15 protein-coding genes are annotated in these 10,008 nt (G+C 59.1%); 9 read left to right on the forward strand and 6 right to left on the reverse strand.

Going from position 1 to position 10,008, the window contains the following annotated elements; translation table 11 throughout:
* Positions 1-228: 228 nt before the first annotated feature.
* The gene (locus tag APH42_RS12300; RefSeq protein WP_012271792.1) at positions 229-579 is read left to right on the forward strand and encodes a response regulator; all 351 of its coding nucleotides are present in this window, start codon (positions 229-231) and stop codon (positions 577-579) included.
* Positions 580-594: 15 nt separating this feature from the next.
* Here the strand turns inward: APH42_RS12300 and cobF are convergent, their stop codons facing one another.
* Both cobF and APH42_RS12310 read right to left on the reverse strand, forming a co-directional pair.
* Entirely contained in the window at positions 595-1,344 is a 750-nt protein-coding gene (gene cobF, locus APH42_RS12305; protein ID WP_060493394.1) for a precorrin-6A synthase (deacetylating), read from the reverse strand.
* 67 nt (positions 1,345-1,411) lie between these two features.
* Positions 1,412-2,701 carry an OprD family porin gene (locus APH42_RS12310; protein WP_060493395.1) on the reverse strand — a complete coding sequence of 430 codons (1,290 nt, stop codon included), beginning with the start codon at positions 2,699-2,701 and terminating at the stop codon, positions 1,412-1,414.
* 358 nt (positions 2,702-3,059) lie between these two features.
* Here APH42_RS12310 and APH42_RS12315 point away from each other — a divergent pair, with 358 nt between their 5' ends.
* The 3 genes from APH42_RS12315 to APH42_RS12325 all read left to right on the forward strand — a co-directional run bounded on the left by APH42_RS12315 (position 3,060) and on the right by APH42_RS12325 (position 4,512).
* Positions 3,060-3,419, forward strand: coding sequence for a histone-like nucleoid-structuring protein, MvaT/MvaU family (locus APH42_RS12315; RefSeq protein ID WP_012271789.1), 360 nt, complete (start codon positions 3,060-3,062; stop codon positions 3,417-3,419).
* A gap of 225 nt (positions 3,420-3,644) precedes the next feature.
* On the forward strand, positions 3,645-4,172 hold the full coding sequence (gloA, locus tag APH42_RS12320) for a lactoylglutathione lyase (RefSeq protein WP_060493396.1): 528 nt from the start codon (positions 3,645-3,647) through the stop codon (positions 4,170-4,172).
* Between the two features lie 97 nt (positions 4,173-4,269).
* On the forward strand, positions 4,270-4,512 hold the full coding sequence (locus APH42_RS12325) for a hypothetical protein (RefSeq protein WP_012271787.1): 243 nt from the start codon (positions 4,270-4,272) through the stop codon (positions 4,510-4,512).
* Between the two features lie 64 nt (positions 4,513-4,576).
* Here APH42_RS12325 and APH42_RS12330 read toward each other — a convergent pair whose 3' ends face one another.
* Positions 4,577-5,398, reverse strand: coding sequence for a shikimate 5-dehydrogenase (locus tag APH42_RS12330; protein WP_060493397.1), 822 nt, complete (start codon positions 5,396-5,398; stop codon positions 4,577-4,579).
* Positions 5,399-5,559: 161 nt separating this feature from the next.
* Between APH42_RS12330 and APH42_RS12335 the strand changes: the two genes are divergently transcribed.
* Together APH42_RS12335 and APH42_RS12340 are read left to right on the forward strand one after the other, a co-directional pair.
* Complete coding sequence (locus tag APH42_RS12335; protein ID WP_012271785.1) at positions 5,560-5,910, forward strand: hypothetical protein; 351 nt, start codon at positions 5,560-5,562, stop codon at positions 5,908-5,910.
* A gap of 94 nt (positions 5,911-6,004) precedes the next feature.
* A complete protein-coding gene (locus APH42_RS12340) occupies positions 6,005-6,187 on the forward strand; it encodes a hypothetical protein (protein ID WP_012271784.1) in 183 nt (60 codons plus the stop codon).
* 76 nt (positions 6,188-6,263) lie between these two features.
* Here the strand turns inward: APH42_RS12340 and APH42_RS12345 are convergent, their stop codons facing one another.
* Positions 6,264-6,578, reverse strand: coding sequence for a hypothetical protein (locus APH42_RS12345; RefSeq protein ID WP_012271783.1), 315 nt, complete (start codon positions 6,576-6,578; stop codon positions 6,264-6,266).
* Between the two features lie 164 nt (positions 6,579-6,742).
* Here APH42_RS12345 and APH42_RS12350 point away from each other — a divergent pair, with 164 nt between their 5' ends.
* Positions 6,743-7,567 carry a S24 family peptidase gene (locus APH42_RS12350; RefSeq protein WP_060493398.1) on the forward strand — a complete coding sequence of 275 codons (825 nt, stop codon included), beginning with the start codon at positions 6,743-6,745 and terminating at the stop codon, positions 7,565-7,567.
* A gap of 38 nt (positions 7,568-7,605) precedes the next feature.
* Here APH42_RS12350 and APH42_RS12355 read toward each other — a convergent pair whose 3' ends face one another.
* Positions 7,606-7,929, reverse strand: a complete 324-nt coding sequence (locus tag APH42_RS12355; protein WP_012271781.1) for a DUF1654 domain-containing protein — start codon at positions 7,927-7,929, stop codon at positions 7,606-7,608.
* A 245-nt stretch (positions 7,930-8,174) separates the two neighbouring features.
* Between APH42_RS12355 and APH42_RS12360 the strand changes: the two genes are divergently transcribed.
* Positions 8,175-8,849 (forward strand): polysaccharide lyase family 7 protein, encoded by a 675-nt coding sequence (locus tag APH42_RS12360; RefSeq protein WP_012271780.1) that lies wholly within the window; start codon positions 8,175-8,177, stop codon positions 8,847-8,849.
* Positions 8,850-9,039: 190 nt separating this feature from the next.
* Positions 9,040-9,276 carry a hypothetical protein gene (locus tag APH42_RS12365; RefSeq protein ID WP_012271779.1) on the forward strand — a complete coding sequence of 79 codons (237 nt, stop codon included), beginning with the start codon at positions 9,040-9,042 and terminating at the stop codon, positions 9,274-9,276.
* A gap of 389 nt (positions 9,277-9,665) precedes the next feature.
* Here the strand turns inward: APH42_RS12365 and APH42_RS12370 are convergent.
* Positions 9,666-10,008: thiamine pyrophosphate-dependent enzyme (locus tag APH42_RS12370; protein ID WP_256217824.1), on the reverse strand; the 343-nt coding region annotated here is incomplete at its 5' end.

A 10,008-nucleotide genomic window follows, 5' to 3' on the forward strand; every position in this document is an offset into this window, starting at 1 on the left:
AAAGTCCATTGAAAAGAGTGGCCGATCAGTCATTGTTGTTATCTGCCACTGCGCCGTCCTGATAAGCGAGTCTAACCAGCTTTGACGGGTCTGGCAGGGCATTTAGCCAGTATTTGAAGGTTGCGTTCGGGAATCGTTCCATCTATTTGCATGGATCGGTATCCTCGGGAACTTCTGATGCCGCGCGGTGCACAGATTAAAGACACTCATTTGTACAGGATCCGAACCATGCACCTTCTGGTAGTCGAAGACGACGACATCGTCCGTATGCTGATGGTCGAAGTGCTCGACGAACTGGGCTACAACGTCATCGAGGCAGAAGACGCCGCGGCCGCCCTGCGGGTACTCGAAGACCCGAACCAGGCGCTGGCACTGATGATGACCGATGTGGGCTTGCCGGACATGCGAGGCGAGTTACTGGCGGGGAAAGCACGCGAACTGCGGCCGCTGTTGCCCGTGCTGTTCGCCAGTGGCTATGCCGACAGCTTCAATGTGCCCGAAGGCATGCACCTGATCGGCAAGCCGTTCAGCATCGACCAGTTGCGGGACAAGGTGGTGGCTATTCTGGGTAACCCTTGATAGGGGTATCGCCAACTACAGCGCCCTGCGCAAGAGGTAGGTGTCCATGATCCACCCCTTGCGCAGCCGCTCCCGCTCACGCACTTGCAGTATTTGCGCCTTCACTGCCTGCAATGGCCCGGCAATCAGTACCTCGTCCTCCGTCCCCAGGTACGCGCCCCAATAGATCATCAACGCCGGGTCATCGAGCAGGGCGAACGCGCTTTGCCCGTCGAGCATCACCACAACATTGTCGATAGGCCCATGCCCGCCCAGTCGCCGCCCCGGCAGCACGGTCAGCGGCTCACCAATGCGGTTGAGCGGCACTTGGTGGCGCGCTGCCAGAGCCTGAACGCTGCTGATGCCAGGGACTACCTGCAGGCGCAGCGCCACGCCGCGCTCGCGGACCAGGTCGAGAATACGCAGGGTGCTGTCATACAGGGTCGGCTCGCCCCACAGCAAAAAGGCGCCAGTCTCCCCGTCGCCAATTTCCTGCTCGATCAGTTGGGCATACAGCGCAGCGCGCTGCCGGTGCCAGTCCTGCACCGCGCCCTGGTAGTCATCCGCCTGACCATCGCGCACAGGGTCGGCCACCTGCACCAGGCGGTAACCGCCCTCGGCACGGTAGCGTTGCAGAATTGCCTTGCGCAGTTGCACCAGGTCATCCTTGTCGCGGCCCTTGTCGAGCACGAAGAACACGCAAGCGCTACGCAGCGCGTCGACTGCCTCATAAGTGACCTGGCGCGGGTCACCCGCGCCGATGCCGATCAACAACAGGTCTTTCATTGCCCTGCCCTTTGCGGGAACCAGCAGCCATTGTCAGGCGGCCACCGGTATTTGGCAAAGCGACGGCTTAGAAGATCGAGAAGTTGTAGCTGACAATGACCCGTGTTTCATCCATGTCACGTGCCCACTTTTCATAGTTGCTGCGGTAAGTGGAATTACGCAGGCGCACGCTGACATCCTTGAAAGTGCCACTTTGCACTTGGTACTTGAACTCAGTGTCGCGTTCCCATTCCTTACCTTCGGCACTGCTGCCCGGCACCTTGATGGAGTCGCCATTGATATAACGGGTGAAGAAGGTCAGGCCAGGCACCCCCAGTGCCTTGAAGTCGTAGTCATAGCGCACTTGCCAGGAACGCTCCTGGGCGGCGGCGAAGTCGTTGATCTGGGCATAGTTGACCAGGTATGGGTTGCTGCCATCCAGATACGGCATGGCGCTGTCGCCATACATGCGCTGCCAGCCGGCACTCACCTTGTGGCCACCCAGGCTGTAGCCAAGCATGCCGCTGAACGCGCGGTGGTCGATTGCGCCGGCACGGGCATTGCCGATGTCATCGCTCTTGATCAGGCGCAGGTCGGCAGACAGGCTACCCACTGCCAGCGGCTGGCTGGCCACCAGGCCGAGGAAGTGCTGGCGATAGATGTTTTCCAGCTTGGCGACCTGGTACTGGGCGCTGATCCGCTCGTTGAAACGGTAATCGACACCGGCCAGGTCGAAGTGGTCGGCTTCGGTATCGCAGGCATAGCGCTTGTTCTTGCAGTGCACGCGAATGTCCTGGCGGTCGGTAGAGTCCCGAGCGGTATATTTGTCCAGCCGCGCCACGGTGAACTTCAGGTTGCGCAATTCTTCGGAGGTGAGCATGGCGCCGTGGAACATGGTCGGCAGCAGGCGGCCATCGTTGTACTTGAGCAACGGCACATCCGGCATCATCGAACCGTACTTGAGCACGGTGTTGGAAACCTTGACCTTGGCCGCCAGGCCCATCTTCGCGTACTGGTCGGCAGAGCCGCGCGGATCATGCCCGGAAGACGGCAGCAAACCACTGTTACTGTCGGCAGGGCTGGAATCCAGTTTGAAGCCGAACATGCCCAGCGCATCAACACCAAAGCCTACCGGCCCTTGCGTATAACCCGACTGCACATTGAGGATGAAGCCTTGTGCCCATTCTTCGCGCTTGGACGCGCCCTGGCTGGAACTGCTGTGGCCGTCCCGGAAATCCCGGTTGAAATAGACATTGCGTGCTTCGACCTTGGCACTACTGTCTTCAAGAAAACCGGCGGCCTGGGCGTTGACGCCGGCACACAACAGGAACAGGCCGGCAACACGACGCCCAGGGGCGTGAGGGAAAGGGGCAAACATGCGAGAGAACATCCAGAATGAAGACAAGTTAACAACCTGTGGCGCGCGTTGGCCACGGTACTGCGGGAGCCGAACAATAGCCGACCATCATCTGAAATGATCGCGCAAAGGCTCTGGAACGGGCCATTGGACCATGGTCTAAGCACCTTGAGGGGCAGCCGGAAAAAAGCCGTGAAATAGCGCACGCAAAACTAGGAAAGTTCCCGTATTACTTATAAAAAGTTAGCGGTTTACCCAGTACCCATGAATGACTACACTCGATATCAGCGAACAGCAAATCCCACCCGCGTGGCCGGCGTTTTACGCTTATTCAATGTTCGTCACGCCCTGCCACGACTGACGTACAGGAGTGATTACAGTGTCCAGACTTGCAGAGTTTCGTGCTGCCGAAAAAGCGCTCCAGGAACAGATGGCGCAACTGGAAGCGTTGAAAAAGGATGCCGGCCTCAAACGCGAAATCGAATTCGAGCAGAAACTAGTCGGCCTGATGAAAAGCTATGACAAGAGCCTGCGCGATATCATCGCCATCCTCGACCCCAAGGCAGTAGCCCGCGCTTCCAGCGCAGCGCCCAAGCAACAACGCCGCCCGCGCGTGGTAAAGGTGTACCAGAACCCACACACCGGCGAGCGAATCGAGACCAAAGGCGGCAACCACCGCGGCCTCAAGGCCTGGAAAGAACAGTACGGGGCCGCCACCGTGGAAAGCTGGGTACGCTGATGAAACGTCCACACCTGCTTCACACTTTTTTCACAAAGGCTGGCTCAGTATCGAGACAGCTAAAGGACTAGCGACCCCATCACGCGCCCGCACATGCGGGCCTCTAATTCCAGCGCCCTGCCTTGTGCAGGGCGCTTTCATTTGCGCAATCGGCGCACTGCCGTATCATGGCCAGCCTGTCTGTTTTGCCGGCGCCCTGCGCCCGGCCCTGTCTCAGGAGTTCCCATGAGCCTGCACGATCTGCAAACCCTGCCTGGCGTCACCGCGCAACCTGACGCCGCCACCGCCCAGTTCGTCTTCAACCACACCATGCTGCGGGTCAAGGACATCAAGAAGTCGCTGGACTTCTACACCCGCGTCCTGGGCTTCCGCCTGGTCGACAAGCGTGATTTCCCAGAAGCCGCGTTCAGCCTTTACTTCCTGGCCTTGGTCGATCCGGCGCTGATTCCCGCCGATGACACCGCACGCCACCAATGGATGAAGTCGATCCCTGGCGTGCTGGAGCTGACCCACAACCACGGCACCGAAAACGATGCCGAGTTTGCCTACCACAACGGCAACACCGACCCGCGCGGTTTTGGCCACATCTGCATTTCGGTGCCCGACGTACGCGCCGCTTGCGCGCGCTTCGAAGCACTGGATGTACCGTTCCAGAAACGCCTGCAGGATGGGCGTATGAACCACCTGGCGTTCGTCAAGGACCCGGACGGTTACTGGGTCGAAGTGATCCAGCCAACCGAACTCAAAGGGTAAGCGTTCGTCGCGGCTCGCTCGTCGGGCCGGGAACTCCCGGCCCCTTGCTGTGGTATATGAAGGTAACCGCTTCACATGCCACAGCGAGGTAAGGACGATGCAATCTCTTCACTGTGAATACCGCGAGCACACCATCACCGCCAGCGTGATGCCCCATCCTGACTCCCCCCTGCCCTATGCCGCCGGCTGCCTGATCACCACACCCGACGGGCACACCAGCAAGCGTCTGTCGATGCCGATGCAGTTTTTCTCCGACCTTGAAAATGCTCAGCATGTGTCGCTGGCCCATGGCCGGGCGTTGGTCGACCATCAGCTGGATGACGGGCACAAGGTGTTCTGACCCTGTCTTATCCTGTACTGGCCCTTTCGCGGCTAAAGCCGCGAAAGGGCCAGTACAGCAATAATCAGATATCCCGGGCGTACGCCACCGCAGCGTCTACCTGCGCCCGCGTCGGCCTTACCCCGGTGTACAGCACAAACTGCTCCAGCGCCTGCAGCGCAATGACCTCCAGCCCAGTGATCACCGGCTTGCCCAACGCTTGGGCCTGGCGGATCAGCGGCGTTTGCGCCGGCATCGCTACCACATCGAATACCCGCTCCGCTGCCGCAATGGCCTGCTCGGAAAACGCCAGCACATCTGCCTCTGGCCCGCCCGCCATACCGATCGGTGTCACGTTCACCAGCATTGGCGGGCAGATGTCGTCCAGCTGTGGCAACCAGCGGTAACCGCACACATCCGCCAGCTGCCGCCCGGCCTGCTCGTTGCGCGCAACGATGATGCCTTCGGCAAACCCGGCATCGCGCAGGGCACTGGCCACGGCCTTGGCCATCCCCCCACTGCCACGCAGGGCAAACGCGGTGCCTGGGTCGACCTGGTGCTGCGCCAGCAACTGACGCACAGCCAGGTAATCGGTGTTGTAAGCCTTCAAGTGGCCATTGCTGTTGACCAGGGTATTGACCGATTCAATGGCTTGCGCTGACGGGTCGATTTCATCGACCAAGGCCATGCAGGCCTCCTTGTATGGCATCGACACCCCACAGCCGCGAATACCCAGCGCGCGGATACCCGCCACCGCCGCCGGCAGGTCATCGGTGCGCATGGCCTTGTAGTAAAAGTCCAAACCCAGCTGCTGGTAGAGGTGGTTGTGAAAGCGCACGCCGAAGGTACCAGGGCGGCCGGCCAAGGAAATGCACAGCACTGTATCTCTGCTGGGAGTTGTCGACATAACCTGCTCCATAGTCATAACTGAAACGTTTGTTCAGCGTAACAGAGGCAACCACTGGTCGTCCCTTACACAACCTTTACCGTTCCCCTGTGCTCAGCTGACGGAGACTGGAGTCATAGTAATAAGGCCCCAAGCGTGGGGTTTTCCTGCGAGGTTGTTTTATGAACCGTCACATTCCCGGAATCGCCCTGCTGGTCGGTGCCTTGGCCATCAGCGGGCCTGCTGCAGCCCACGGCGGTTATGGCCATGGCGGCGGTGGTTGGTATGGGCCAGGCCCCCTGCTAGGTGCTGCCGTGGTCGGTGCCGTGGTTGGGGCGACGGTTTATGGCGGGCGTGACCGCACCGTGTACGTCGAACGCCAGCCAGTCTATTACGCGCCTCCCCCGGTGTACGTGCAACCGCCACCACAGCCGGTGTACTACCAGCCGTACTACGCACCCGCGCCACCGCCCCCAGGCTACCGCCCTTATTACGGCCCGCCACCGGTGTACTACGGCCCGCCACGCTGGTAACGGTTGATAGAACTAATGACCACTATCGAGGAAGTTGATTTCAAAGCGTTCCGGCTGCTGCGTATGGTAGAGCCATGTTTCACAGGAGGTCCTCATGGCCACTATTCAGATCATGTCCGTTGTCGGTAGCGCCGTCCCCGTTTCACTGCGTGAACAGGGCCTGTTGGCATGCTGGTACCTGGTGCGTAACGGTGAAGCCGTGAGCGGCCCGATGCCGACGCTTGCCTCGGCCCAGGCCCTGGTTGAGCAGTTGCAACCCGGCACCCTGGTCGCCTGACCCGAATTTGTTGTGCGTTACTCCCTACGCCCTTGTGCCCGCCAATCTGGCGGGCTTTTTTTTGCTTGGGCCACCCTCAGGGATGAGGGCTGCGACCAGACTGGTTGGTCAGGGCCATGACCTTGCCTTGCAGCCGCCCCACGGTCATCACCAGTTCGTTTCGCTCCTTGGCGAGCTGATCAGCTTTAGCCTCTGCCTCTCTTCGGGCGTCCCGTTCGATGTCCAGCAGTTCTGTCAGGCGGTGGATGACCGCAATATCCGCACTGTCCATCGCGCGGTCGACCGCATCCCTGGACAACCACTTGCGCAGCCACAGAAATGCACCCAGCAAAACAGTACCCGTACCGCTCAGCCAAGTGACTGTGCCCGGGCCGAGGTCGGTCGGATCCATGTGCACCTCATTACAGATGATGATGTGATAAGCCTTGGAGAAAATTGCCTCGGTGGCTTTCCTTGTTCGCCCATTTAATTTAGCCTACAGCTAACATCGCCACAAGAGCCAATTTAGCCATGCGCATATTTAGCAGCCAGCTAAACACTGGCATGCTTCACCCCATGGATATTTACGAAATTCGCAAGCTCAACCTGATCAAGCTGATCGGTAGCCAGAGGAAAGGATCCTGCGCAGAGCGCTGGGGGATGGCGCCTGCCCATCTGAGCCAGATCCTTTCCGACAAGACCGCGAAGAACCTGGGTGATGACGTGGCCCGTCGCATCGAGGGCATCGAAGGTTTGCCACGGGGTTGGTTCGATGCGGTGACGCCAGGCGAGCACACGCAAGTTGGCGTCGAGGTGGCTGACAGCAAGCTTTCTGCAGCCGACCTGGTCAAGCAGATGCTGGCAAGAAGCGGTAAAGGTATCCCCGAAGAAACCCGGCAACGGTTGCTGGCCGCTGCGCAAGAGCCAGCAGATACCCCACTGGTGAAGGCTGAGCGGGTTCGCCCTGGCCTGGTCGGTGATGAAGTGTGGATTGCCCATTACGACGTGCGGGCAGCCATGGGTGGCGGCCAGATCCCCCACGATTACCCCGAGATGTTCAAGGACATTCGCGTCAGCCCCAGCCACCTGCGCGAACTGGGCGTAGCGTTCAGTGAGCACCACCATCTGAAAATGGTAACGGGCTGGGGCCAGTCGATGGAGCCAACCATCAAGCACCGCGACCCGCTGATCGTCGATGTCAGCATCCGCGAGTTCGTTGGCGATGGCATCTATTTCTTCTCCTGGGGCGACCACATCTACATCAAGCGGCTGCAAATCGCGGATGAGGAGCATTTCGAGATGATCTCCGACAACTCGCGACACAAAGACCGCATGATTCGCCAGGAAGAGATTTACATACAGGCCAGGGTGCTACTGGTGTGGAATGCCCACCTTGTGTAAAGCGAAGCCCGCCCTCCACGGCGGGCTTTTTCTGATGCTCAGAAAGGTGCCGCCTCCTCGACCTGCTGCTCGCTGTCCTGCTCAACCAAGAAATCGTCACGCTCTTCCACACTGCTGCGCTCCCAGCGCACTGTCACGCTCTCGTCATCGTTGAAGGTCAGGTCCAGTTCGGGTGTTTCCGACAGCAGGCCCATTACCTCCTCCCACTCCCTGTCACCGTCAGTATCCAGGCGATGCACCACAACCCAGCGCTGAGTCTGCGCAAGCGGGTGGTTGATCATTGACGACACCCGCAGGCTAAGCCGCTCTATTCCGGTCATCTCCTGGCGCAGCTGGGGCTCTGACTTCATGTGCTTGGACATATTCCCATCCTGAAGGCTGTATGTTTGTACAGTATTAAAGGAAAGCTTATCTCACTGCCAAATCCAGCGTAAAGCCCCATTGCGGAAAAATTTCGCCCGCGGGTAATTATTCTTCAAGCGAAATTTATTTAGCCAAAAGCTATTGACTGATATTTAGCTTATGGCTAATTTTGGCGTCGGCAACCACTTCCCGGTCGCCAGATCACTCCACCATTCAACCCCAGCTTTTTCTAAGGAGCAGCCCCATGGCCGTAGACATCAGCAAGCTCACCATTGCCACCCCGATAGCGGTTTCCTCAACCAATCCGGTTGCCCTGGAAGTCAACGGCGCCGAAGCAATTGCCCGCTTCCCGAGCATCGTGAAGGTGCTCAGCGATGGTTCGATCCAGTTTTCAGCCCCCACCAAAGGGGCTTCGAGCAAAAGCACTCACAGGACCCGCTGCGAGTGGACAGAAACGGAAGACTGGACGCTGGCCAGCGCCCAGGATCACTGGAATCGCCAGACAATGACGCTGACCAAGGTAAACGCGGCGCAGAAGGTGGTCATCGCCCAGATGCACGTGCGTGGGGATGACAGCCCGCCGGTGAAAGTGTTCTGGAACAAGGGCAACATCACCCTGGGCTTTCGACGCACCTACAACCAGACAGACCCTGTGAACTCAACGGTTTTGAAGGGGGTGCCGCTAGGGGAGAAGTTCAATATCAGCATCCACACCACGGCTGACGGCGTGGTCAATGTGACAGCCAAATGCAATGGGGTATCCGGCACATCGGGCGATTTGCAGCTCGACAGTACCTGGGCTTCACGCCTGTTCGAGTTCCACGGTGGGGTCTACAACCAGGTCGACTACACCGCTGCAACGCCCGCCGACGAAGGCTCGATCTGCATCATCAGCGAGCTCTCGCTCATCCATCGCTGAGCGCCGAGCGCCGGCAAGACATTCCGATGCGCCTCCCCCATCACACGGGTTGCATCGGGATGCCAGCCATCCCTCAGTTCATGGCGGATAGCCGTGACACGCCACGCCATTGATTAGTCTCGATGAGTCATATTGTTGCCTTCCCGCTCTCAGACTAATAATTAGATATCTGCCTGGGGAGGCGCGTGACATGCAACCAAGATTCGTTATCGTTCCTGCTGTGCCGGTGGAAGGCGAGTCCTTCCGCATCGGCAACCGGTTCTACGCCGCGACCACTTCGGGCGGCTTCGACCTCTACGACAACCAGGAAAAACAACGGCTCAAGCACGGCTTTATAAACAAGTCACAAGCTGCGGCTGCGTGCGACCTGATGAACAGCGAATCACGCAATCCGCTAGAACTGTTCCCGATACTGCGTACAGATTGATACGCCTGCAGCCTGGAACATGGCCGCGCCGGTCGGCCATTCAGTCAGGGGCTCGCAAAACAGCCCCACGCGCCTCTGCGGGCCCAGTACTTCATTGTTTGCCGTTCGGCACCGTCATCAAGCTACCAACGATGAGTACGGCAGCAGGTCCGATGAGCCAACTGACGCTCGTTCCTGGGCTGACAACCGGCACGGTAACAGTCACTGTGAACAGGGCCATGCCTGACCAGAACCGCCTCCGTGGTGTAAGCCACGCTCGAATCCTTTCCAGCCCTCTGCCCATTCTCGCTCTCCTTATCTGTGGGTGGCGAAGCATAACCTTGCCTTTGTTTGTCAGCCAGACGCTTCGCCACCACACTGAATCGGCGATCAGCCAGAACAAGACGGCTTCACACCGCCGCGCTGCGCTCGCGCAGATCAATGTTCAATATACGGTCGTTATCGCTGTAGTCGACCGGACAATCAATCACGTGCACCCCTGGGTTGGAGACACAGTGGTCAAGCAGCGGAATCAACGAGTCGGCACTTTCTACGCGATACCCATTGGCGCCATAAGCTTCGGCGTATTTGACGAAGTCCGGGTTGCCGTAGTCCAGGCCGAAATCGGTGAAGCCCATGTTGGCCTGCTTCCAGCGGATCATGCCATAGCCGTCGTCACGCAGGATCACCACGGTGATGTGCATGCCCAGACGTACCGCAGTTTCCAGCTCCTGGCTGTTCATCATGAAGCCA

Source organism: Pseudomonas sp. NBRC 111140 (assembly GCF_001320885.1).
Classification (GTDB): domain Bacteria; phylum Pseudomonadota; class Gammaproteobacteria; order Pseudomonadales; family Pseudomonadaceae; genus Aquipseudomonas; species Aquipseudomonas putida_P.

Excerpts from the sequence above, each read along its gene's own strand:
- APH42_RS12300 (WP_012271792.1), top strand. The coding sequence starts at position 229 with ATGCACCTTCTGGTAGTCGAAGACGACGACATCGTCCGTATGCTGATG.
- cobF (WP_060493394.1), bottom strand. The coding sequence starts at position 1,344 with ATGAAAGACCTGTTGTTGATCGGCATCGGCGCGGGTGACCCGCGCCAG.
- APH42_RS12310 (WP_060493395.1), bottom strand. The coding sequence starts at position 2,701 with ATGTTTGCCCCTTTCCCTCACGCCCCTGGGCGTCGTGTTGCCGGCCTG.
- gloA (WP_060493396.1), top strand. The coding sequence starts at position 3,645 with ATGAGCCTGCACGATCTGCAAACCCTGCCTGGCGTCACCGCGCAACCT.
- APH42_RS12325 (WP_012271787.1), top strand. The coding sequence starts at position 4,270 with ATGCAATCTCTTCACTGTGAATACCGCGAGCACACCATCACCGCCAGC.
- APH42_RS12330 (WP_060493397.1), bottom strand. The coding sequence starts at position 5,398 with ATGTCGACAACTCCCAGCAGAGATACAGTGCTGTGCATTTCCTTGGCC.
- APH42_RS12335 (WP_012271785.1), top strand. The coding sequence starts at position 5,560 with ATGAACCGTCACATTCCCGGAATCGCCCTGCTGGTCGGTGCCTTGGCC.
- APH42_RS12340 (WP_012271784.1), top strand. The coding sequence starts at position 6,005 with ATGGCCACTATTCAGATCATGTCCGTTGTCGGTAGCGCCGTCCCCGTT.
- APH42_RS12345 (WP_012271783.1), bottom strand. The coding sequence starts at position 6,578 with ATGGATCCGACCGACCTCGGCCCGGGCACAGTCACTTGGCTGAGCGGT.
- APH42_RS12350 (WP_060493398.1), top strand. The coding sequence starts at position 6,743 with ATGGATATTTACGAAATTCGCAAGCTCAACCTGATCAAGCTGATCGGT.
- APH42_RS12355 (WP_012271781.1), bottom strand. The coding sequence starts at position 7,929 with ATGTCCAAGCACATGAAGTCAGAGCCCCAGCTGCGCCAGGAGATGACC.
- APH42_RS12360 (WP_012271780.1), top strand. The coding sequence starts at position 8,175 with ATGGCCGTAGACATCAGCAAGCTCACCATTGCCACCCCGATAGCGGTT.
- APH42_RS12365 (WP_012271779.1), top strand. The coding sequence starts at position 9,040 with ATGCAACCAAGATTCGTTATCGTTCCTGCTGTGCCGGTGGAAGGCGAG.